General features: G+C 63.9%; 5 protein-coding genes. 3 read left to right on the top strand and 2 right to left on the bottom strand.

The window, feature by feature from the left end; all coding sequences use genetic code 11:
• Positions 1–90: 90 nt before the first annotated feature.
• Positions 91–19,224 carry an Ig-like domain-containing protein gene (locus ACP150_RS07055; RefSeq protein WP_424965863.1) on the top strand — a complete coding sequence of 6,378 codons (19,134 nt, stop codon included), beginning with the start codon at positions 91–93 and terminating at the stop codon, positions 19,222–19,224.
• A gap of 96 nt (positions 19,225–19,320) precedes the next feature.
• A complete protein-coding gene (locus ACP150_RS07060) occupies positions 19,321–19,905 on the top strand; it encodes a VPLPA-CTERM sorting domain-containing protein (RefSeq protein WP_424965864.1) in 585 nt (194 codons plus the stop codon).
• A gap of 93 nt (positions 19,906–19,998) precedes the next feature.
• Here the strand turns inward: ACP150_RS07060 and ACP150_RS07065 are convergent, their stop codons facing one another.
• Entirely contained in the window at positions 19,999–21,687 is a 1,689-nt protein-coding gene (locus ACP150_RS07065) for an aconitase X (RefSeq protein ID WP_424965865.1), read from the bottom strand.
• A gap of 191 nt (positions 21,688–21,878) precedes the next feature.
• On the opposite strand from ACP150_RS07065, the gene ACP150_RS07070 reads away from it, so the two are divergent.
• Positions 21,879–22,919, top strand: coding sequence for a trans-3-hydroxy-L-proline dehydratase (locus tag ACP150_RS07070; RefSeq protein ID WP_424965866.1), 1,041 nt, complete (start codon positions 21,879–21,881; stop codon positions 22,917–22,919).
• A 12-nt stretch (positions 22,920–22,931) separates the two neighbouring features.
• Here ACP150_RS07070 and putA read toward each other — a convergent pair whose 3' ends face one another.
• Positions 22,932–26,417 carry a bifunctional proline dehydrogenase/L-glutamate gamma-semialdehyde dehydrogenase PutA gene (gene putA, locus ACP150_RS07075; protein ID WP_424965867.1) on the bottom strand — a complete coding sequence of 1,162 codons (3,486 nt, stop codon included), beginning with the start codon at positions 26,415–26,417 and terminating at the stop codon, positions 22,932–22,934.
• Between the last annotated feature and the right edge of the window lie 17 nt (positions 26,418–26,434).

The raw sequence follows: 26,434 nt of genomic DNA on the forward strand, positions 1-26,434 counted from the left end.
TAAATTGATTTTCGCCCTCTTTGGGTGTCAAGATGTTCTGAATTCGCACCTGTGGCGTTTCCTTTCGACGTGTCTGAAAGGATCGACTGCATGAATACCCCGCTGACCCCCGAAGAAATCATCAACGCATTTATTGTCGATGATCAGGACCTTCCGGCAATTACGACGCTGGCGGATGGCCGGTTTGTCGTGACTTGGCAATCCGATGGCCAGGATGGGGATCAGAACGCAATCGTCGCGCAGGTGTTCTCGGCCCAGGGGGAGCGGATCGGGCTCGAGTTTCTGGTCAACGACACCCGCGCAGGCGCCCAGAGCAACCCGGCCATCGCGGGGACGGAGGATGGCGGCTTTGTCATTGTCTGGGAGTCTGCCGATGGCAGTGGCACAGGCATCTTCTCGCAGCGCTATGATGTGAACGCAGAGCCCATCGGCGGCGAAGTCATCGTGAACGATACGCTCTCGTCGACCCAGAACGATCCATCCGTGACCGGGCTTCCTGGGGGCGGTTACGTCGTGACCTTCTATGATGAAGGGTCCGGTGCGGATTTCAACGACGACGTTCGCGCCCGGATCTTCGACGCGAATGGCGTGCCGGCTGGCGCGCCTTTCACCGTCAACACGACCGGTGCGCAGTCAGGGGTGAACCAGACGGCTGCCGAGGTCGCCGCCATCCCGCCATCGGGTGCTGCGGACAATCTCGCTGCGGGCGGCTTTGTTGTCACGTTCATCAGTGGCTCGATGGCGTATCTGCAGGTGTTCGACACCTCCGGGAACGCCGTGGGAACCGAGACCTCCCTTGCCTCGCTTGGCGTGGCAAGCTCGTCCGAACCCGTCGTCGCCGGTTTGGTTGACGGGGGCTTTGTCGCGGTGTTCCGCGACGCGGCTGGCGAGATTTCGGCGCATCTCTTCTCGGGCGATGGAACGCCCGTCGGGGGCGCGTTTCAGGTCAATGTCGAAACCCAATCCACGCAGTCTCAGCCTGAAGTGATCGGAACCCCTGACGGGGGCTTTGCCGTCGTCTGGACCTCGCGCACCAGCGGACCCGCCGGCGATGGCAGCGGGGAAGGTGTGATCGCGCGCAGCTTCGATGCGTCCGGAACCCCGACCACGGGTGAAGTGATCGTCAACGAGCAGATCGCAGGCGGCCAAACGCAGCCCGTGATTACGGTCCTGCCCGATGGCACCATTGCCGCTGCCTGGACAAGCGTTACCTCTGGGGCGTCCGGGGATGGCGACGGCTCTGGCGTTGTCCTGCGGCTTCTGGGGGATCCGCAGACCTTCGTGGCCGCCCCCGCCTCGCCGGAAATCGAAGCCGTCTCGACCGAGCGGACCCTGCTCGAGGCAGATCTCAATTCCGGCCCGATCCTGATCGATGCGGATGGCGCAGCGGCTGTCTCGGATATGGATTCCGCGAATTTCGATGGCGGGCGCCTGATCGTGGGTGCGATCGCGCAATCGGCCAGCGAGGACGAGTTTCCGGATCAGGACGCGGATGCGCAGGACAATTTCGGGCTGAACACTGCCGGGGCCGTGGCGATAAACGGGACAGATGTCTCTGTCGACGGAACCGTGATCGGGACAATCGCGTCCGACGGGCAGGGCGGTGCGCCGCTTGAGATTGCCCTGAACAGCGATGCGGATGCGGACGCGGTCGAGATCCTTGTCGAAAACCTCACCTATGCCAATCCGTCCGATGATCCGCGCGACAGCGTGGTGGTGGGCATTCAACTCGAAGACGGCGATGGCGCCTCCTCTGATCCGGTGGTGGTGACCATCACCATCACGCCCGAGATGGATGCCGATCCCAAGATCCGCGGCGAGGTTCAGGTCAACACCGTCTTTTCCGCGGCCCAGAACGATTCCGACATCGGCGCCCTGGCCGATGGTGGTTACATCTCTGTCTGGAACTCCACGAACCAGGACAATCCGGGCGACAGCAGTATCGGCATCTTTGCGCAGCGCTATGATGCGAGCGGTGCGGTTGTCGGCGACGAGTTCCAGATCAACACCACCGTTGTAGGCTCGCAATCCGATGCGTCCGTTGCAGGTCTCGACGATGGCGGTTTCGTGGTTGTCTGGGATGACAACACAATCGACAGCATCCGGTTGAGCCGCTTCGACGCCAATGGTGTCGAGACCATTTCGGAGTTGCAGGTCGCGACTAATCAGGCTGGCTCGCAATTCGAACCCCATGTTACCGCGCTGAGCAATGGCGGCTACGTCGTCACCTGGACCAGCAACGGCGGCGGCGGGGATGGCGATTTCAACGCAGTGAAGGCGCAGGTCTTCAACGCCGCAGGCGCGGCCGTTGGCGGCGAGATCCTGATCAACGAGTTCACCGATGGGGACCAGGACACCCCGCGGGTCACCGCCCTCGAGAATGGCCGCTTCGCCGTGGTCTGGGAGCAGAACAACCCGGCCGACGGGGATGGCAGCGGCCTCTCTGTCGCGGCCCGTATCTTTGAAGCGAATGCCACCCCGGCGGGCGGCGAGTTCCAAGTCAATACATTTGCCGACGGTGCCCAGGCCCAGTCGGATGTGGCCACGCTGTCCAATGGCGACATCATCGTGGTCTGGCGCTCGGAGGATCAGGATGGTTTCTCGGGCGGGATCTATGGTCAGCGCTTTACCGATCAGGGCGTCGCGGTCAGCGGAGAATTCCGGATCAACGACTTCACCGGTAATAACGAGCGTGACCCCAAGGTGATCGGTCTCGATACCGGTGGCTTCGTCGTCGCCTGGGAGGCGGATACCAATGTGGGATCGGGCACGGATGTCATCGCGCAGGTGTTTGACGCCGATGGTACTCGGATTGACGGCGAAGTGCTGGTCAACACGCTCGTCTCCAGCACGCAGGACGAGATTGCGCTGACGGCACTGCCCGACGGCAATTACGTGGTCCAGTGGACCTCGGATAACGGCGATGGCAGCGGCGATGGGATCTTCCAGCAGATCTTTGGCGATCCGAACGAAATCAACACCTCTGCCGCGCCGACCATCGAGGGTCTGGCGTCGAATATCGCGCTGACCGAGGCCGAGGCCAATGGGGGCGTGCTGCTCTTCCCCGCAGGAGCGGTGAGCCTGACAGATCTGGACTCCGCGGATTTGGACGGGGGGCAGCTGCGGGTGAACCGCATCGTCTCCGAACCCCTGCAGGAGCAGTTCAACGACCCTGACGGGCCGGAGCAAGACGCACTGACCGTCGCTGTTGGGGGCGATGTCACGCAAGCCGGGGCGACCCTGTCCGTGAACGGCACGGCCGTGGCCACGGTCGTGTCCGATGGAGCCGATGGTACGTCCCTTGTTCTGGAGTTCCTGCCCGGCGCGACCGTCGAGGCGGTCGAGACCCTGCTCAGCGCGCTGTCCTATCAAAACTCCTCCGACAATCCGCGGGAGAGCCGCACCTATTCCGTGACCCTTCTGGATGGGGATGGCGGCGCCACCACACCTTTCGTGTTCGAGATCGATCTGAGCCAAAGTCCGGATCTCGTCGGGCTCGACAAGGTGGGGGCGGAGACACAGGTCAATAGCTTCACTCCCGGCTCCCAGTCGGATCCCGGCATCGCGGTTCTGGCCGATGGCGGTTGGGTCGTGGTCTGGACCTCCGTTGGTCAAGATGGATCGGGCAACGGCATATATGCGCAGCGCTACGCGGCGGATGGGGCAAACATTGGCGGCGAAGTCCAAGTTGCATCGACCCTTGACGGTTCGCAGGCCGATGCGGTGGTCACTGGCCTGAGCAATGGCGGCTACGCGATCTCCTGGGAGGGGAATGGCCCCGGGGACGGGTCCGGTGTCTTCACCAAACAGTTCGACGCTGCCGGCGTTGCGATCACCGGGGACATTCTCGTCAATACCAATGTCAGCAGCTCACAAGTCGATCCGGCGATCACCGCGCTCGGCACCGGCTTTGTGGTCAGCTACACGTCCTTCGGTGCGGATGGCAACTCAGACGGCATCGCCTTCCAGCGCTTCGACGCAAGCGGGGTCCCGCAAGGCCCTGAAACAATTGCCAATGAAGAGATAGCGAGCAGCCAGTTCGACTCCGATATCGTACAATTGGCCGATGGGCGCTTTGTCGTCGTCTGGACGAGCGCCACCTCCGGGAGCGCCGGGGATGGCAGCTCCAACGGGGTGTTTGGCCGGATCTTCAATGCGGACGGTACGGCGGCGACCGGCGAGTTCCTGATCAACGAGATCACCCTGAATGCGCAGAGCGCGCCCTCGGTTGTGGGCACCCCTGATGGCGGGTTCCTTGTGGCCTTTGAAGATAGCTCGAATGCGCTGGACGGCTCTGGCGGCTCGATCATCGCCCGCAAGTTCGACACGGCAGGTGCGCCTGAGGACGATCAGTTTGTCGTCAACAGCTTCACCTCCAGCACGCAGTTCCAGCCTGACATCACCGTGCTTGCCGATGGGCGCTTTGTGGTCAGCTATATGAGCAACAGCAATGATGGGGACCGGAACGGGAACTCCGTCATCGCCCAAGTCTATGCCGCTGATGGCAGCCGCATTGACGAGTCCTTCATCGTCAATTCCGAAACCGCCAGCTCGCAGGATCAGGGTCAGGTCGTGGCCTTGCCCGGTGGCGGTTTCGTGGTGGTCTGGTCTTCTGCCACCTCCGGCGATGCCGGGGATGGGAATGACCGCGGCATCTTCCAGCAGATTTACGGCGTTCTGGGTGATTTCAACCTGGACGAAGCACCGGTGATCATCGGGGTGGCAGGTACGCGGACGATCTCCGAGGCGGAGGCGAATGCGGGCCTCGCGGCGCTCGAGGCGGATCGCGCAATCGCAGTCGGGGATCTGGACGCGACCGACTATGATGGCGGTGTGCTCCAAGTGGAGATTGATCAGGTAGCGGATCTACTGGATCAGATCCCGGGCATTGATGGCGTCGCTCAGGACGAGCTTGGGTTGCTGACCGACGCGGTTGGCAATGGCGCGGTATCGGTCTCCGGAACCAGTGTTCGGGTGGACGGTGTGACGGTTGGGACCCTGACCAGTGACGGGACCGCGGGACAGCCTTTGACCATTGAGTTCAATGGCAATTCCACGGTGGAATCCGTCGAGGCGGTGATGGGCGCTCTGGCCTATGCGAACGCCTCGGACGGCCCCGCCTCGGATCGTCGGATCAAGATCCAGCTCACCGATCCCCAAGGCAATTCCGCGCCGGAACAGTTCATCGAGCTGACGATTGAGCCGAGCGCTGACAGCACGCTCGTGGCAGGCGACGAAATGCGTGTGAATGCCCACACCCAGAGCGAGCAGTCGATCCCGGTGCTGGCCGAACTGACCGGTGGCGGCCATGTGGTTGTCTGGTCTTCGGCCAGTCAGGACAACCTGAATGTCGAAGGCAGTACTGGCGTCTTCGCTCAGCTTTATGACGCGAACGGCGTGCCCGTGGGGCCGGAATTCCAGGTCACCACGGCCTTCGATCAGGCGCAAACGGACCCCAGCGTCGCGGCAACCTCGGATGGCGGCTTCGTCGTGGTCTGGGAGAGCATCAATCAGGACCAGCCCGGCTTCTTCAACAACGGTGTCTTCGGACAGCGTTATGATGCGAGCGGGACCCAGGTCGGCAGCGAGTTCCAGGTCAACACCACGGTCGCTGCGCAACAGTTCGACGCCTCGGTCGCAGCCTTTGCGGATGGTGGCTTCATCGTGGTCTGGAATGCCGATGCGGGCGATGGCAGTGGGGATGCGATCATCTCCCAACGGTATGATGCGACGGGCGCCCCGGTCGGTGGCGAGGTCACGGTCAATGTGGACCAGACCCAGAGTAATCAGTTCGATGCCGAAGTCGCAACGCTCGTTACCGCCGGTGGCCAGAATGCCGGGCATGCGGTCGTCTTCACGGGCCCCACATCGGGCGGCGATGGGGATGGGGATCGCAACGGTGTTTACCTGCGCGTCTTTGATGCGAGCGGTGCTGCGCTGGGCGCAGAGACCCTCGTGAACACCACCACCTTCGAGGATCAGTTCGACGCAGACATCACGGGCCTGAGCGGGGGCGGCTTCGTCGTCACTTGGACCGATGACGCGGCGGACGGTAGTTTCCAGGGCATCTACGCGCAGATCTACACGAATGCAGGCGTAAACGTCGGCGGCGAGTTCCGGGTCAACACCAACACGGACTCGAACCAGTTCAATTCCTCTGTGACGGCCATGGCCGATGGCGGCTTCGTGGTCACATGGACCTCCTCCACTGGCGACGGATCAGGGCAGGGCGTCTTTGGTCAGCGCTACGACGCCAATGGTGTGCGCATTGATGGCGAGTTCCAGGTCAACCAGGAATTCTCCAGCACCCAGAGCCAGAGCGCCGCGCTCGGTTTGGCCGATGGCGGGCTCATCGTGTCCTGGCGCTCCGAGGCCAGCTCCACGGCAGGCGATGGCTCCGGCGGGGCGATCATACAACGGGTGTTCGATGCCACGCCCACGGCGGATACGTCGCCGGTTCTGTCCGACGTTGCGCGGATCTCGAATGTGGGCGCCAATGAGGTGACTGGCGGGGCGATTGCCTTGCTGGACGCGGGCGTGTCGCTCGTGGATCCGGATGGCGGCAATTTCGACGGTGGCACCCTGCGGATCTACTACACCGCGGGCGAAACTGCGGATGATCAGCTCTCCGTGGTGGACAATGGTGTCGTGACGGTCGCGGGCGCTGTGGTCTCGGTCAACGGGACGGCGATCGGCACGATCAGCGGCGCCGAAGACGGTGTGAACGGCGTACCGCTTGCCATCGATCTGAACGCGAATGCGACCGCGACCGAAGTGGCCCTGCTCTTTGAGGCCATCGGCTTCAGCTTCGGCGGGATCGCCGGGGACATCCAGAACACAGATCGCGGGATCGGCTTTACCCTGACCGACGGGGCCGGCGGGCAGACACAGCCGGATTCCGTCTTCCTGAACTTCTTCCAGGGCTCGAATAACCCCGTTTTCCAGCTCTCGGATTTCGGTGCGGATGAGAACGGTTCTGGTCCGACCATCCTCGGCAGTGTCGCGGAATCCGACCTGCTGACAACGCCCCTTCGCCTCGATGCGGCGGTCAATCTGACCAACACCTCGGGTGTGACCTTCGCCTCGGGGCAGGTCACCGTCAGCAACATTTCGGGCGGGCTCAGCGTCGATATCCTGTCGGTGGCCGATATCGGCACTGGGACTGGACAGATCGGCTTCAACGGCTCGGATGTGAGCTACGAAGGGACCTTGATCGGGACGGTGAACGCCACCAGCAATGGGCAGAACGGATCCGCGCTTCACATTGATCTGAATGCCTCTGCGGATGCCGAGGCCATCGAGGCCCTGATCGAGGCTTTCACCTATGCGACCACGGGCGCGATCAACCGCACTGCGCAGACCTTCAATGTCTCTGTGTCCGGGTCCGGGGGCTCGACCTCCGCATCTGCTGTTCTGCAGATCGAGAATGATCTGGTCCTGCCCGCCACAGGCGAGGATGAGCAGGTCAACAGCTTCATCACCCGTGATCAGTCCAATCCGGTCATCGCCGAGCTCAGCACGGGCGGATACGTCATCGCGTGGACATCAACGAGCCAGGACAACCCGAACGCGACCTTTGAAACCGGCGTCTTCGCGCAGGTCTATAATGCGAACGGGTCTCCGGTCGGGGTCGAGTTCCAGGTCAATGACATCGCGATCCGCACCCAGTTTGAACCGAGCATCACCGGGTTGAGCAACGGCAATTTTGTCGTGACCTTCACGGACACCAATGGCGCACGCGATGGATCGAGCAGCGCAGTCGTCGCGCAGGTTTTTGACAGCAGCGGTGCGCCCATCGGGGCCAATTTCGTGGTCAATGAAGAGACCTCGAGCGTCCAGGACTTGTCCGAGGTTGTCGCGCTCGACAATGGGCGCTTCATGGTGCTGTGGGATTCCGAAACCTCCGGCAATGCCGGGGACGGCAACCGCGAAGGCGTCTTCGGCCGCGTCTTCGCTGCCAATGGCACGCCCGAGGGCGGCGAGTTCCAGATCAACAGCAGCACCATCCAGAACCAGCGCGAGGTTTCTGCCGCTGTGCTCGATAATGGCGATGTCATCGTTGTCTGGCAGGACAATGGCGGCGCAGATGGAAATTCCAACGGCATCTTCTCGCAGCGTCTGGATAACACGGGCACATTGCTGCTGATTGACGGGTCCGCGCCTGGCGCCGATGAGCAACAGGTGAATGTCGAAACCATCGGGGGCCAACTTCTGCCCGACGTGGCCGCGATTCCGCCGGGCGGAACCTTGTTGAACGGTGGCTATGTGGTGGTCTGGCAGGGGCCGGGCCAGAGTGGCACCGATATCTTTGGACAGGTTTTTGACGCGGCCGGCAACGGGCTGGGTGAGTTCCAGGTCAATGTGAGCGAGCGCTTCACACAGACCGACCCGCAAGTGATTGCGCGTCCCGACGGGACCTTCACCGTGGTGTGGACGGATAACGACTCGCTTGATGGCAACGGAAATGCGATCATTGCGCAGAACTTTTCCGGTCTGGGCATTCCGCTGGGCGCGTCCTTCGTGGTCAATTCCGAGGGGTCCTCGAGCCAGAGTCAGCCGGACCTGATGGCACTGCCCGATGGTTCCATTGTCGTGGTCTGGAGCAGCGCGACCTCCGGCACGGCCGGGGATGGCAATGGCACCGGTGTCTTCCAGAAGATCATTGACGCGCCTCCGCCGGCAGCGGGCGCGACTGACCCGGTCATCGTAGGGGTATCTTCCGAGATTTCTTTTGCCGAGGAAGACGTCAATAGCGGCCTGCAACTGCTTGAAATCGATGGGGCATTGACGGTTGTTGATGTGGATTCTCCCGATTTCGACGGCGGTCAGCTCTCCGTTGGGCGGATTGTCGGTACAGGCGATGTTCTGGCCGCGCAGCTTGGCGCCGGTCTGGGCATCGAGCAGGACCAGTTGGGTCTGGTGACCGGCAATGGCGTGAGCATTGTCGGCAATACGGTGGAGGTGGATTCCGTCTCTGTCGGTGCGATCAGCTCCAATGGCGCGGATGGCGCGCTCTTTGTGGTGGACCTCAACGCGAATGCCACCCCGGAACTGATCGAGCGTGTGATCGCGCAGCTCGGCTATGCCAACTCCTCTGGCAACCCCACTGCTGAGCGCGAAATCGCCATTCGGCTCAATGATGGCGATGGCGGTGCCTCCGACACGATCCGCGTCAATGTCACGGTGGAGCCCTTTACGGATCGCACCCAGTTTGCCGTGGGCTCGGAAGAGCAGGTCAACACCACAAGCGAGAACACGCAAAGCGCGCCGGAAACCTCGAAAATCTTCGACAGCAACGGGGTGCAGGTCGGCTACGTGGTCGTCTGGGATTCCCTGGATCAGGACCGGGTGGCGGATGCGAACGCGGGTGTCTTTGCCCAGATCTATGACTTGAATGGCGACCCTGTGGGCGTGGAATTCCTGGTCAATACAGAGACGCAATTCACTCAGGATGACCCGCATGTGGCCGGGGTGCCGACCGGCGGGTTCGTCGTCGGTTGGAGCTCCAGCGCGGACAGCAACAGCTACCTGCGCTTCTTCGAGGCAGATGGCACACCGCGCACGGACGAGATCCGGGTCAACGATGTCACGCCCGGCACGCAGGACCTGACCGATATCGCGGTGCAGGATGATGGCACGGTGATTGCCGTTTTCACGGATAACAACTCGCGCGATAGCAGCGGCTCCGGTGTTTTCCAGGCTCGGTTTGACGATGCGGGCAACGCCCTCGGGGGCAGCAGCCTCGTGAACACCCAGACCTCCAGCACCCAGAACGAGCCCTCGGTGACGGTGCTGCTCGATGGTCGCTATGTGATCAGCTGGACCTCCCAGACCAGCGGCAGCGCGGGTGACGGGTCCGGCGGAGGTATCTTTGCCCAGGTCTTCGAGGCGAATGGCACCCCGATTGGGGGCGAGTTCGGCGTGCCGACCTTCACCGATGGCAGCCAGTCGGATTCCTCCATCGCGGCACTGACGGATGGCGGCTTCGTAATCGTTTGGACGGATCAGAACGCGCTCGACGGCAGCGTTTGGAGCACGCAGCTCCAACGCTATGACGCGACCGGTGCCGCCGTGGGGCCGCAGGTGCGGGTCAACGAAACCACCGTCAGCAGCCAATTTCAAGCCGAGGTCATCGGCTTGGATACGGGCGGCTGGCTCGTGGTCTGGACGGATGATAGCGGCCTCGATGGCAGCGGGTCGGGCATCTTTGCTCAGGTTTATGACGCGACGGGCAACCGGATCGACGGTCAGTTCCAGGTCAACACGGAGGTCTCCAGCACGCAGAGCTTGCCGGTGGCGGTGGCGCTGCCCAATGGGGATTTCACGATCATCTGGACCTCGGACACCAGCGGTTCAGCCGGAGATGGCAGCAGCACCGGGATCTTCCAGCAGGTCTTCAGCTCGGGTGGTGTTGGCGGCTCTGCTGCGCCGATCCTTGTGGGTCTGTCCAATGGGGTGACCTTCGATGAAGCCGATGTGAACGCGGCGCCGCAGCTTCTGGCGCCGGCCATCGCCCTCGGCGACGCGGACTCCGCGAATTTCGATGGCGGTCACCTGGTGCTTGCCATGCTGGACAATGCGACCGTGCAGTCGCAATTTGCCGCACCGGACGAGGCCTGTCAGGATCAGCTTGCCGTTGATACGAGCGGCTCGGTCTCCGTCGTTGGCCAATCGGTCCGCGTGGACGGCACAGAGATCGGCACGATCGTGAGCGATGGCGTCGATGGCGCTCCGCTGCAGATCGATTTCAACGCCAATGCCACGCCCGAGCGGGTTGAGACCCTTGTCGAAGCCTTGAGCTATGGCAATGCTTCTGATGACCCGGAGGTCGAGCGCAAGGTCGCCCTGCAGATTACCGATGGGGAGGGCGGGACTGTCCGCGAGGTGATTGATGTCACCATCACCCCCGAGACCGACGGTCTTGAGGCCATCGGCCCCGAGCGTCAGACCAACAGCTTCACGATCAACAACCAGTTCGACAGCCAGATCGCGAGCCTGTCAGATGGCGGCTATGTCATCGTCTGGACCTCTACCAATCAGGACGCGACAGGCGACAATAACAACGGCATCTTCCTGCAACGCTACGATGCCGCCGGAGCCCCGGTAGGTGGCGAAATCCAGGTCAACAGCACCGTGCAGAGTGCTCAGACCGATCCCGTCATTGTGGGCCTCGCCAATGGTGGCTTTGCGGTCGCCTATGAGGACAATTCCGGCATTCTGAGCCCGAATAATGACTTCGAGATCCTGCTGCAGGTCTATGACGCAAATGGGGACGAGGTCGGTGTCGAAACCGTGGTCAACAGCGCCTCGGTGAACCAGCCCTTCACCCCGGCCATGGCGGCCTTCGAGAACGGCAATTTCGTGGTCGTCGCCGAGAGCCGGACCAACGCGACGTTCCAGGACACGATCAACGGACAGATCTACGATCCCGCCGGGGGTCAGGTCGGGGTCGGTTTCGAGCTCCCGACAACGGGCAACAGGATCGGAGACCCCGACGTGGCGACCCAGGCGGACGGCACCTTTGCCATCGTCTATGTCGAACGCAGTGTCGACAACGCGCCTGTGAGCGACGACGGTATTCTGTTCCAACGGTTTGCCGCAGACGGCTCGCTGGTGGGCGGCCCGATCGTGGTCAATACCCGGGTTGAGGGCGCCCAGAACGAGCCGTCGATTACGGCGCTGCAGGGCGGCGGCTATGTGGTCGTCTATACTGCGCCCGGCGATGACACAGGCGGGCAGACTGGCGTCTTTGGTCAGATCCTCGCGGCTGATGGCACTAAGATCAACGGCGAGTTCCTGATCAACGAGCAGGTCAATTCTAACCAGCGCGAAGCGGATGTGGTTGCACTGGACGGGGGCGGCTTCGCGGTCTCCTACACCGACGACAATAGCGCCGATGGCGACAGTTCGGGCGTTTTCGTTCAGCAGTATGACGCGGCTGGCAACCGCGTTGATGGGGCCGTTCTGGTCAATGAAGAGACCAGTGGCGCGCAGATCCAGTCCTCCATCGCAGCACTTCCGGGGGGCAACCTTGTGGTGTCCTACACCTCCGCCACCTCCGGGGCTGCGGGGGATGGCAACAGCAACGGGATCTTCCACCGGATCCTTGGCGATCCGGCAGATTTCTCCTTCGGGTTGGAGCCTGTGCTCGACGGTCTGAATGCCGAGGTGAATTATATCGAAGACGATGTGAACGGCGTTCCCCAGCTGATCGATGCCAATGGCGCGGTGGCCGTTTCGGATCCGGATTCCGCGGATTTCGAGGGTGGTTCGATCCTCGTGTCGAACCTCGTCTCTTCGGCGCCACTGATCGACCAGATCAACGCGCCCGATGACCTGACCCAGGACCAGCTTGGTCTGCGCCAGGCCGACGGGATCACGATCCTCGGGACGGATGTCTCGGTGAACGGGACGCTGGTCGGCGAGATCGTGCAGGGCGGGCAGAACGGCGCTCCATTCGAGCTGCTGCTGAATGCGAACGCGGATGTGGCGATTGTCGAGCTTCTGGTCGAGAACCTGACCTATCGCAATATCTCGGATGATCCGCTGGAGCTGCGGCAGCTGCGTGTGCAGATCACGGATGGCGATGGCGGGGCCTCGGATCCTGCGATTGTCACGGTCAACATCACCGCCTCGCCTGATGGGGCGCAGCCCGTGGGCGGCGAGCGTGTGGTCAACACCTCGACCGGGACGCAGGACAACCCCTCGGTCGCCGAGCTTCCGGGCACGGGCGGTGACTTCATCGTCGTCTGGGAGAATTTCGGCGCCGATGGCGACCGCGAGGGCATCTACGCGCAGCGCTTTGACGTGCTGGGCAACCCGATCGCGCGCGATGGCACAGGCCTGCCCGATGGGGTGACGGATGAGTTCCTCGTGAACTCCACGACGGCGGATGATCAATTCCAGCCGCAAGTGACCGGCTATGCCGATGGCGGCTGGGTGGTTGTCTGGACCGATGATTTGGAAGACGGGTCCAGCGACGGTGTCTTCCTGCAGCGCTACAATCCGGATGGCACGGTCAATGGGGGCCAGACCCAGGTCAACTCCTTCACCAGCTCGACCCAGAACGAGCCCGATGTGGCCGTGCTGTCCAATGGCAACACGGTCGTTGTCTTCAATGCGCAGAGTTCGGCGGGCTCCGGCGACGGCTCCAGCACTGGTATCTCCGCACGGATCTTCGATACCAATGGCAATCCGCTCGCGACGGAATTCGTGGTCAATACCGAGACCAGCGGGGCCCAGTCCTCGCCGGAGGTCACGGCGCTCAGCACGGGCGGCTTCCTTGTCACCTATGTCTCACAGACATCCGGTACGGCCGGGGATGGCAACAGCAATGGCATCTTCGCGCAGGCCTTTGACGCCAACGGGGCCGCCGTCGGATCCGAGTTCCAGGTCAACACGACCGTGGTTGGCTCGCAGGTGGCGCCGCAGATCACCGAGCTTGCCAATGGCGATCTGGTCTTCGTCTGGCAGGACGACCGGAACGACCTGAGCAGCACAGGGATCTTCGCGCAAATCTATGACGTGAGCGGCGCGCCGGTCTCCGAGGAATTCCGGGTCAATGATCGCCGCACGAGCTCGCAATCGGAGCCGGACATCGCGGCCCTCGATACGGGCGGCTTCGTGATCACCTGGACCGATAATGGCGGTGCGGATGGCAGTCAGGGTGCGGTTTTTGCCCAGCAATATGATGGCACCGGCGCCCGGATCGACAGTCAGATTCTGGTCAATACGACGACCTCGGGAAACCAAAACCAGCCCAGCGTCGCGGCTCTGCCCGAAGGCGGATTTGTCATCACCTACAGTGGTGTAGACGCAAATGCTCAGATCCTGCTGCAGGTCTATGGCAACGATGCGCCGATCGTCTCGCCGGTCTCGGCCAGCGGCGACGAGGATACGGCCATCGTTCTGGATGCGTCGATCTTCGACGCGGGCTTCAGTGATCCCGATGGCAACAGCCTGCAGGCGATCCGGATCGAGAATTTCCCGACGGGCGGCACCTTGACGCTCTCGGGTGTGCCGGTCTCGGTCGATCAGGTGATCAGCCGTGCGGACCTTCTGGCGGGCAATCTCGTCTATCTCGGCGCGCAGGATTTCAACGGGCTGGACAGCTTCCTGTGGTCGGGCTCGGACGGGATCGTGTTCTCGAATGACGTGGTGGCCGCCGAGATCACCGTGAACCCGGTCAATGATGCCCCGGGCCTTGAAGCCGGGCCGAACCAGACCCTCGAGGAAGGGCAGAACCTGAACCGGGCGATCACCCTGACGGATCCGGACACCGACAACCGCACCTTCACGGTCGATTTCGGGGATGGCGATATACGGGTCTTCAACTCGACCAATGTGAACCAGGTTCTCAACAAGACCTATGCCGGCGAAGGCGTGTTCACGGTCACCGTGACCGTGGATGACAATGCCGGCGAGGCCAATTCCGTCGAAACGGACAGCTTCGAGGTCACGGTCGAGAACGCGCCGCCCCAAGTGGCCGACAACAACGACAGCGTGCGCGAGGACGGCCCCTCCACCACAGGCAATGTCCTGACCAATGACTCGGATCCGGGGGGCGATGCGCTGACCGTGACCGAGGTCAACGGGGAGGCGGCCGATGTCGGGGTGGAGATCACGCTGGGCTCCGGCGCGCTCCTGACGCTGAATGCCGATGGCAGTTACGACTACGACCCGAACGGGGCCTTTGAGGATCTCGGACGGTTCCAGTCCCGCACCGACAGCTTCACCTATACGGCTGATGACGGGGATGGCGGATCGGGGCAGGCCACCGTCAGGATCAGGGTCGATGGCGACAATGACGACCCCGAGGGCGTGGATGATACCTTCGCCACCAACGACACGGATGTGGTGTCGGGCAATGTCCTGACCAATGACACAGATGTGGATACGGGCGATGTCCTGACCGTCACCGAGGTGAATGGCGAAGCCGCAAATGTGGGTGTCGAGATCACGCTCGCCTCGGGGGCATTGCTGACGCTGAATGCCAATGGCAGCTTCGATTACGATCCGAGCAGTGCGACGATCCCCGGCGGGTCGGACAGCTTCACCTATACGGTCTCGGACGGGCTTGCCTCGGACGGGGCGACCGTCACGCTGAACATCGTGACCACCAACCAGTCGCCCGTCGCGCAGGATGACGATGTTTCGGCCAGTGAGGACGGGGTCTCCAACGGCAACCTCTTTGCCGATAATGGCAATGGGGTCGATAATGATCCCGATGGGGATGCCTTCACCGTGGGGCAGGTCAACGGTGCCGCGGGCAATGTCGGGGTGGAGTTCGCCCTGTCCGGGGGCGGGCTGCTCACGGTGAATGCCGATGGCACCTACAGCTTCAATGCCAATGGCGCCTATAACGATCTGGCCGATGGCGAGACCGCGCAGGAGAGCTTCACCTACACCATTGTCGACGGCAATGGCGGCAGCAATGCAGCGCAGGTCATCCTGACGATCAACGGGGCGAATGACAGCCCGACGGCCTTCAACAATTTCGACCTGACCGACGAGGCCACATCGACCACGGGCAATGTCCTGACCGATGACACCGATCCGGATGCGTCTGATGTGCTCGAGGTGATCGAGGTCGGAGGCTCCAGTCTTGCCGTGGGCCAGTCGGTCACCGGCAGTGCGGGTGGCACCTTCATCATCGAGACGGATGGGTCCTATACCTATGATCCGGCGGGCGCGCTCGAAGGTCTCGATGACAATGAGAGCACGGTCGATATCGTCACCTACCGGATTTCGGACGGCAATGGCGGTGAGGATACGGCCCAGCTCCGTGTGACGGTGAACGGTCTGAACGATGACCCGGTGGCGCAGGATGACGACTTCACCCTCGGCGAAGACGACACGGTGAATGGCAACCTGCAGGACGACAACGGCAACGGACCGGACAGCGATCCGGACGTGACCGATATCGGCGTCGTGACGGCGGTCAATGGTCAGGCGACCAATGTGGGCAGCCAGATCACGCTCGGCTCGGGGGCGCTGCTGGTGGTGAATGCCTCGGGCACCTTCACCTATGACACCAATGGCGCGTTCTTCATGCTCTCGACCGGCGATACGGCGACCGAGAGCTTCACCTACACCCTGACCGACGATAGCGGGGTAAGCGATACGGCCACGGTGACCTTCACCATCCAGGGCAACTCCTCCAACCCGGTCGCGGTTGATGACAGCGTGACCACCGACGAGGACAGCGCGGTCAATGGCGCGGTTCTGGGCAATGACAGCGACGGGGATGCCGATCCGCTGGTGGTGTCGGCGGTCAATGGCAATGGCGCCGCCGTGGGGACCCAGATCACTCTGGCCTCGGGCGCGCTGCTGACGCTGAACGCCGATGGCACCTTTGCCTATGATCCCAATGATCAGTTCGAGAGCCTGGCCGTGGGCGAGAGCGACACGGACAGCTTCACCTACACGATCAGCGACGGGAACGGAGGCACTGATACGGCGACCGTCACCATCGATATCGACGGGGTGAATGACGCACCGCGCGCCCGCCCGGATACCCTGATCACCAATGAGGATCAGGCCCTGACGGACGATCTGTTCGCCAATAACGGGGCGGGGGTGGATCGCGACCCGGATGCCTCCGACGTGATCGAGCTGGTCGAGGTCAACGGCTCAGCCGCCAATGTCGGGACGCAGATCGCACTGCCCTCGGGCGCGCTGCTGACCGTGCTGGCGGACGGGACGGTCGATTACGACCCGAATGGTCAGTTCGAAAGCCTCGCCCAGGGCGATACCGCATCGGACAGCTTCACCTACCGGATCTCGGACGGGAATGGCGGCTTTGACGGGGCGAATGTCACGGTCCTGATCCGCGGCCAGAATGACGATCCGGACGCGGTGGATGACGATGTCGCCACGGCTGTGTCGAATGTCCTGAACGGCAATGTTCTGGTCGATAACGGCAATGGTCCAGACACGGATGTGGATGCCGGTGATACGATCTCGGTCAACGAGGTCGAGGGCTCTGCCGCCAATGTCGGCACGCAGATCACGCTCGCCTCGGGCGCCCTTCTGACCCTGAACGCGGACGGTACCTTTGCCTATGATGACAACGGGGCCTTCGGGATGCTGGGCGCGGGCCAGAGCGAGACCGACAGCTTCACCTACTCCATCATCGATGGCAGCGGGGCGAGCGATACGGCGACGGTGACGGTGACCATCGGGGGCGACAACCTTCCCCCTGCGGCCATCGACGACCCGGTGACCACGGACGAGGACACGGCCGTTCAGGGCAATGTGCTCGACAATGACACCGACCCGAACGCGGATCCGCTGACGGTGACCGAGGTCAATGGCAATGCCGCCGATGTCGGGATGCAGATCGCACTGGCCTCCGGGGCTCTGCTCACGCTCAACTCGGATGGGACGTTCGACTACAATCCGAACGGCCAGTTCGAGAGCCTGGCTGTGGGCGAAAGCGGGACGGACAGCTTCACCTACACGGTCATTGACGGAAATGGTGGCTCGGATACGGCCACCGTGACGGTCACGGTCAATGGGGTGAACGACATGCCCCATGCGCGTCGTGATGACCTGACCACTAACGAGGATCAGGCGCTGGCGGCCAACCTCTTTGACGATAATGGCAATGGGGCCGACCGCGATCCGGATGCGTCGGACATCCTCGAAGTGGCCGAGGTCAACGGCTCTGCCGCCAATGTCGGGACCGAGATCACCCTGGCCTCCGGCGCGCTGCTGACGGTGCTGGCGGATGGGTCGGTGGATTACGATCCCAATGGCCAGTTCGAGAGCCTCGCCATCGGCGAGAGCACAACGGACAGCTTCACCTATCGCGTCTCGGACGGGAATGGGGGCTTCGACGGTGCCACCGTCTTCATCCAGATCGATGGCCGCAATGATGCGCCCGTCGCCGCGGATGACGACGTGACCACCAATGAAGACACGGCGCTGATGGGCTCGGTCCTTGTGGATAACGGGTCCGGTCCCGATAGCGACGTGGATGCGTCCGACGTGATCACGGTCTCCGAGGTCAATGGCTCTGCCGCTGCGGTGGGCACCCAGATCACCCTGGCCTCGGGCGCTCTGCTGACGCTGAACGCGGATGGAACCTTTGACTACGATCCGAACGATCAGTTCGAGGCCCTGGCCGTGACCGAAACCGCAACGGACAGCTTCACCTACACGATCATTGACGGGAATGGCGGCTCGGACATGGCCACTGTCACCGTGACGATCGAGGGCGTGAACGATGCGCCGGTCGCCGCGGATGACGCCGTCAGCACAGATGAAGACACCGCGCTGAGCGGATCGGTTCTCGTGGATAACGGGGCCGGTGCGGATAGCGATGTGGACGCCTCCGACACGCTGACGGTGAGCCAGGTGAATGGCGCGGCCGCCAATGTGGGCACCCAGATCACGCTGGCCTCGGGCGCTCTGTTGACGCTGAACGCGGATGGGAGCTTCGATTATGATCCGAATGATCAGTTCGAAGCTCTGGCCGTGGGCGAGAGCGATACGGACAGCTTCTCCTACACTGTCTCTGACGGGAATGGCGGGAGCGATACCGCGACGGTGACCGTGACGATCAACGGGGCCAATGACGCGCCGGTCTTCGTTTCCAGCGATACCTTCTCGCTGCCGGAGAACACCAGTTTGGTGGGCACGGTGGCGACCACGGATCTGGATGCGTCGGACGATGTGACCTACGCGATTGCGGGCGGGGCGGATGAGCTTCTATTCAACATCGACGCCGATACGGGCGAGCTGTCCTTCATCACCGCGCCCGATTTCGAGACGCCCGGCGATGTCGGGGAGGACAACACCTACAATGTCACGGTTTCCGCCTTCGATGGCACCGACACCGTGACCCAGGATGTCACCATCTCGGTCACCGATGTGGACGAGACCGGCGGCCCGACGGTGCTGACGGGGACCAGCGGGTTCGATGTTCTCTTCGGGTCTTCGGAGGACGAGATCTTCCAGACCCTGGGCGGGCGCATCGACCAGAGCTTCGCCGGAGGCGGCGCGGATGTGTTCGAGTTCGGCAGCGAGACCAGCAATGGTCAGCGCGAGTTCGACTTCATCTTCGGCTTTGACGGGGACGACGCGCTCGATCTCGGCACTGCCTCAATTTTGCTCGAAGTGAACCGGCCCGCAGCAACCTGTCTGGTTCTGGACGGAGACTTCGACATCGTTGTGCTGTTCGGCACGGCGGACTTTGACGAGACGACGCAACTGCTATGATAACAGGAGACATTCAATGCCAAGGCATAGACAGATGGCCCCGGTTATCCGGACAGGTTTTCAAGGAAGACGCGCAGGGCTGCGCAGGAGTGTATCATGATTAAGCAAGTGTTCGCAGCGACGGTCCTCGCCCTTGGACTGTCAAGCATGGGCGCCAAGGCGGTCACGCTCGATCTGGGCAATTTCGAGCTCGGGTCAGAAATCGTCAGCGCCACAGGGGCGGCGGATATCATCGCGGGCGGGATGATCCCGGCCTCTTTCCTTGGGATCGGGGCCTCGTTTGGCCCGTTCGAGGTCGTCACTGTCACCGGGTTCGACCCGTTCGATGCCGGTGATTTCTCTGTGACCTACGCAGTGCCTTCCACGACCAGCAGTCTGTCCGGCATTGCTACGGATCTGGTGACCACGGATACGACCATCGAGATCCTGTTCGATGTGGCGGCGGGCAATATCGCCATCCCGTCGGGCAAATTCGTTGTCGTGATCGAGGATATCGATCCGGTCAACGATTACGGCGCCGACCCGTTCGGCTTCATTGGTGCGGCAACCCTGGGACCTGACCCTGTTCTGAGCTCCTTCACACTCACGGCGCTTGTGCCGATCCCGTTGCCTGCGGCCTTGCCGCTTCTGGCATTGGGACTGGGATCCCTGGCGGTGGCGCGGCGACGCAAGACCGGCTGATCCCGCTCCGGGGCGCAGATCCCGGGCGGCATGACCTCACCAATCACGGCGGCGCAGGCACTCTGCGCCGCTTTGAGGTTCCGGCGGACTGGATCAGCGCTGCCAAAGGGGATGATCCGAGGGCACATGCCCATTCTGTGCTGCATGGGCGCAGTCTGTGAGGCTGCCGAAGCGCACGCGGCGCCCGCTCAGCCCCGGCGCGTAATGGGCGTATTTCCCGGAATTGGTCATCAGCACCATGGTGTCCGGCGGAAAGACCGGCTCGACGATTGAGCACCAGCAGAGATCCGCGTGAAACCGCACGCCCGTGGCCTCCAGCGCGGCGACCAACCCCTCGGCCATGACGCTCTGATACACGTCGCGGCCCAAGGTGATGATCACCGAGACCCCGGCCCGCACCGCCCCGCCGGACATCAGCGCGGCGAAGGCGCGGGTTTCCTCCAGCGAGAAATGTGGGCTGCCAAGCGCGATCAGGTTCACATCAGCGGGTCCGCCATTAAGCTGCTTCCAGGCGTCGCTCAGATCCGCCTCGGTGATCCGCAGGTGCTGCGCATCCTCCAAAGGGGGTAGGGTGCTTTCGGGCGTGACCCCCGCGATATGGAGCATCGGCGCCGCCGAGGTCGTCCCGAAGGCCGCGCAGATCGCGCGCAGATCGTCGCGGCTGGGCGCAGCCCCGGCCAGCCCGGTCAGCAGGGGGATCCCCTCGGGCGACATCCGCCCCGCGAGCCAGCCGATCAGGGGCCAGATCCCATCGTCGAAACGCGCGGGCAGATCCACTTCGATGATCACGTTGGGTCGCCGCCCCTCGGTCAGGTAGACGCCGGTTTCCGGCGCCCGCCCGGTCATCGCGATGAACAGGTCAAGGTAGTCAGGATGCTTGGCTGTGCGCGCACCAAGCACCGTGTTGGCAAAGATCACCGCGTTGGATTCCGACCAGCCGATATCCTCGCCAAGGCGCGGGACATCCTCCAGCAGATAGGGCGCGCAGGTGAAGGTCGGGCGCGCGCCCATCTCGACATAGGCATCCGCCAGCGCGCTGGCTGCCGCCCCGAACGCTGGCGGGAGGGAGGGCTCGGGGCGTACCGCGCGATCTACCGAGACGGCGTTGATCGTCGTGGGGATCGCGACCCGCGCGCCCATCTCGGCCATGGCCCGGGCAAAGGTCAGGTTCGCGGGATGGGCATAGATGCAGCCATCGATATGCCCGCGCGTCACATTCCGCAGACCCGTCGCCCCTTGGGCCGTGGCAATCGTGGCGATCACATCCATGGCGAGAGCCACGGGCGCGCCCTTTGCCCCGCCCAGCATGGCCCGATCCGCTTCGGACAGGGCGAGATCGGTGGCCGAGGCGCGGTGCAGGGGCAGATCAAGCCCCGGGGCGACGAGCCGCCCCCCCGTGATCCGGGCCGAGGGCTGCGCCGCCAGCTGGTCATACGCCGCAGGGGGCAGGCGCAGGATCCCGATCGTCTTGTGAAACATCCGGTGCGCGATCAGCGCGCCCAGGGTCAGGATCTCTTCCGCCTCGCGAAAGACCAGCGCTGTGGGCGCATGGCCGTTCAGGGCAAGCTCCAGCAGGACACCGCTGCCCGAGCAGGACCCCCGGCTCGTGGGCATCAGGACAATCTTGCCGGCCAGCGATTGTCCGTGGAGGGGGTGATGGGCGTCGATCACCACGCCGGTTTCGGGATCGACCCCGCCCCAGAAGCTCAGGCCCTCCGCCGAGACGAGGATGTCTCCGGCCAGATCGGCGGGCAGGATCATGCGGGCAGGGGGGGCGGTCATGGCGGTCCTCGGGGCTCGGATGGACCGACCCCGTGGGGGCAGTCCTCGGGGCGCAGCTTGGGCCAGCGATGCGGGGCGCAGCAAGGCGAGATCTGCCCTTGCGGAGTTTTTCGACGCCGAGGAGTGCGCGCGCCCCTCGCCAAATGCCTCCGCAGCGCGGATAACGGGCATGTCCGTCAAGGGAGACGCCCATGCGCAGCAGCAAAACCATCCATGTCGTGTCCTGCCATGCGGAGGGCGAGGTCGGCGATGTGATCGTCGGCGGTGTCGCGCCGCCGCCGGGCGACACGCTCTGGGCGCAACGCAGCTGGATCGCGCAGGACCAGAACCTGCGCAATTTCGTGCTGAACGAGCCGCGCGGCGGGGTGTTCCGCCATGTGAATCTGCTGGTGCCGCCGAAACATCCCGAGGCGCAGATGGGCTGGATCATCATGGAGCCGGAGGACACGCCCCCCATGTCCGGTTCGAACTCGATCTGCGTGTCGACGGTGCTGTTGGACAGTGGGATCCTACCCATGACCGAGCCCGAGACCCATATGGTGCTCGAGGCGCCGGGCGGGCTGGTGCGTGTGCGCGCCGAATGCGCAGACGGCAAGGCGCAGCGGATCCATGTGCGCAACCTGCCCTCCTTTGCCGCCGAGCAGGGGGTGACGCTGGACGTGCCGGGGTTTGGCCCGCTCACGGTGGACACCGCCTATGGCGGCGACAGTTTCGTGATTGTCGACGGGGCCGCGCTCGGTCTCGGCTTTCAACCAGACGAGGCGCGCAAGTTGGCGGAGTTCGGGGTGCGGATCACCAATGCGGCCAATGACCAGCTGCGCTTTGTCCATCCCGAGAACCCGGATTGGGCGCATTTTTCCTTTTGCCTTTTTGCCGGACGGCTGAGCGAGGTCGCGGGGCGGCTGACCGCGCCCTCGGCGGTGGCGATCCAGCCGGGCAAGATCGACCGCTCCCCCACGGGCACTGCAGTTTCGGCGCGCATGGCCTTGCTCCATGCGCAGGGGCGGATGGCGGTGGGCGACCGGTTCGAGGCGCGTTCGCTGATCGGCTCGACTTTCACGGGCCGGATCGTCGAGGAGACCATGGTCGGGGCGAGCCAAGCGATCATCCCCGAAATCTCGGGCCGGGCCTGGATCACCGGCACCCATCAGCACATGCTGGACCCGGACGATCCCTGGCCCGGTGGCTATCGCCTGTCGGACACCTGGCCCGGGGCAGGCGGGGGCGGCTAGCCCCCGCAGCCCCTATTGTGCGGCCAGAAGGGAGGCATTGCCCCCCGCCGCCGTGGTGTCGATGCACAGATGCCGCTCATGGGTGCAAAGCTCCGCCATCGCATCCGTCGCGATCAGGGGCAGGATCGCTCCCTCGCGTGCCGCAAGCGCCTTGCGGGCCTCCGTAAGGCGCGCCCGATCAGCCCAGAGTGCCACTGCCGCAAATCCCCGGAGCGTTTCCAGCGCGGCGGGCGGCAGGACCCCGGACAGGGTGTCCGGACCCTCCGCGCCCGGTGCAATGCCGAGGACCGGGCAGCCCATGCGCCGGGCGATCTCCATCTGTGCGGTTATGTCCGCGAGGCTGGGACCAAGGCAGAGGATCGTGCCCCGCGGGACCAGCGACCAGCGGTTCGACTCTCCTGTGGGCCCGGGCATGTCCCGCGTCTCCAGCGGCGCATGGGTGACACGGGCCCGGGCGTCGAGCGCTGCCTGCACGACCAGCGGGTCCACCGCATCGCCCGGTATGAGGCGGTGATCCGGCAGGGCCAGACGCTTGAACCGCTGCACATATTTCGGGCCGCCCGCCTTGGGGCCGGTTCCCGAGAGCCCCTCGCCCCCAAAGGGTTGCGAGCCGACCACCGCGCCGATCTGGTTGCGGTTCACATAGAGGTTCCCGACATTCAGGCGGCTGGTGATATGCTCCACCCGGTCATCGATCCGCGTGTGCAACCCGAAGGTCAGGCCATAGCCGCTGCCATTGATCGCCTTGAGGATGCTGTCGATCTCGTCCGCCTCGAAGGTGCAGACATGCAGGACCGGGCCGAAGACCTCGCGTTCCAGATCGGCAATCCCGTCGACCCGGATCACCGCGGGCCCGATGAAGAGCCCATCCTGCGGCACGTCGAGTTGTTTGAGCAGGCGCCCTGCCTTGCGCGCGGTCTCCACATGGGTGGCGATGCCCTGCCGCGCGGTCCCGGTGATGACGGGGCCCAGATCCGAGGACAGGCTCCAGGGATGGGAGACCTCCAGCTCGTCCATGGCCCCGTAAAGCATCTCGAGGAAGCCTTCGGCGATGTCCTTTTGCAGATAGAGCATCCGCAGGGCCGAGCAGCGTTGCCCGCAGGACCGAAAGGCGGAATCCACGATATCCCGGACCGCCTGCTCGGGCAGGGCGGTGGAATCCACGATCATCGCGTTCAACCCGCCGGTCTCGGCGATAAAGGTCGCGTCGGGTTCGAGGGTCGCAGCCGCCGCGCGATTGATGGTCTGGGCCACGCCCGTGGATCCCGTGAAGCAGATCCCATGAACCCGGGGATCGGTGGTCAGCTTGGCCCCAACCACGGGCCCTGCGCCGGGCACCAGCTGCAAGGCGGTGTCGGGCACCCCGGCGGCGCGCATCAGACGCACGCCGATGGCGGCGGTGATCGGGGTCGGATCGGCGGGCTTGGCCAGCACGCCATTGCCCGCTGCGAGGGCGGCCGCGATCTGGCCCGAGAAAATCGCCAGCGGGAAGTTCCAGGGCGAGATGCAGGTGATGATCCCGCGTGGCGCCTGCGCGCCGTTGCGGATGGCCTCAGCCCCGTAGTAGCGCAGGAAATCCACGGCCTCGCGGATCTCGGCAATGGCATCCAGCCCGGTCTTGCCCGCCTCGCGACACAGGGCGGCAAAAATCTCGCCCGCGTGTTCTTCGTAAAGGTCTGCGGCGCGGTTCAGGATCCGGCACCGCTCCGCCGGGGGCGTGTCCTGCCAGGGTTTTGCGGCGGCGAGGGCTTGTTCGGCGGTCTCCAGCGTGGCCAGCGCCACGGTGCCAAGGCGGTCCGCCGGATCGTTGGGGCTGACCACGGGTGTGGCCTCCAGCGTCGGGGCTGTTCCGGCGATCATCGGGCCCACATGCCACTCATGGGTCTTGAACCGGTCGCGCGCGGCATGGAAGGCGGCCACGTCATCGGTATTGCGCAGATCCCAACCGAGGGAATTGGGACGCTCGGGCTGGTAGAGATCCGCAGGCATGGTCACGAGGCCCGGTTCCGACGGGTCCGCGTCAAGCAATGTGAAAGGGTCCTGCGCGATCTCGGCGGGATCGACATCCTCATCCACGATCTGGTTCACGAAGGACGAGTTCGCCCCGTTCTCGAGCAGCCGCCGCACCAGGTAGGCGAGCAGGTCGCTATGGGCCCCCACGGGCGCGTAGATCCGGCAGCGCGTGTCGTGGCGATCCAGCACGATCTTGTGCAGGGTCTCGCCCATTCCGTGCAGCCGCTGGAATTCATAGGCCTCGCGCGGCGCGCCCATCTCCAGAATGGCGCAGACCGTATGGGCGTTATGGGTGGCGAATTGCGGATAGATCCGGTCCGCATGGTCCAGCAGCTTGCGCGCGCAGCAGATATACGAGACATCCGTCGCCGGTTTGCGGGTATAGACCGGGAAATCGGCCACCCCGTCCACTTGGGCCTGCTTGATCTCGGTGTCCCAATAGGCGCCCTTCACCAGCCGCACCATGATCTTGCGATCCAGTTCGGTGGCCAGTTCCGCGAGCCAGTCGATCACCGCCGGGGCGCGCTTGCCATAGGCCTGCACCACCACGCCGAATCCGTCCCAGCCCGCAAGGCGGTCATCGCGCAGCACGGCCTCGATCACGTCGAGCGAGAGGTCGAGCCGGTCGGCCTCTTCGGCGTCGATATTGAGGCCCATCTGCGCCGCCTTGGCCATGAGCGCCAGCTCGGTCACCCGCGGCACCAGCTCGGCCATGACCCGCGCGCTCTGGCTCAATTCGTAACGCGGGTGCAGCGCCGAAAGCTTGATCGAGATGCCGGGGTTGCGCCGTGTGTCCGCGTGTGCGGCATGGGCTCCGAGCTGCGTGATCGCATCCGCATAGGCGTCGTAATAGACCTTGGCATCCCGTGCCGTCAGCGCGGCCTCGCCCAGCATGTCGTAGGAATAGGTGAAGCCCTTCTTCTCCATGCCCTTGCCGCGGGTGATGGCCTCCTGCGTGGTCTGGCCGAGCACGAACTGATGCCCCATTTCCTTCATGGCGCGCTTGACGGCGGTGCGGATGACCGGCTCACCCAGGCGCTTGACCGCGCTGCGCAGGGTGTCGGCCAGCCCGTGGGCACCGGGCTCTTGCAGGACCTTGCCCGTCAGCATCAGCGCCCAGGTCGAGGCATTGACCAGCGACGAGCTCGACTGTCCCAGATGTGCGCCCCATGCCGAGGGCGCGATCTTGTCCTCGATCAGCTCGTCGATGGTTTGGGCATCCGGCACCCGCAACAGCGCTTCGGCAAGGCACATCAGGGCGACGCCCTCATCGCTCGACAGGCCGTATTCGGCGAGAAACACCTCCATCAGGCCGGGCGTTCCACTGGCGCGGATGTCCCGGATCAAGCCCTCGGCCGCGGCGCAGGCGGCCGCACGCGTCGAGGTATCGGGGCCATGGGCTGCGGCCAGTGCCGCAAGGGTGGTCGTTTCCTCGGCCCTGTGCAGGTGCCGGATCCGGGTTCTGAGGTCTGACAGCTGGCTCATTCTCACGCTCCTTGGTG

Origin of the sequence: Dinoroseobacter sp. S375 (genome assembly GCF_049800775.1) — a bacterium.
GTDB lineage: Bacteria > Pseudomonadota > Alphaproteobacteria > Rhodobacterales > Rhodobacteraceae > Dinoroseobacter.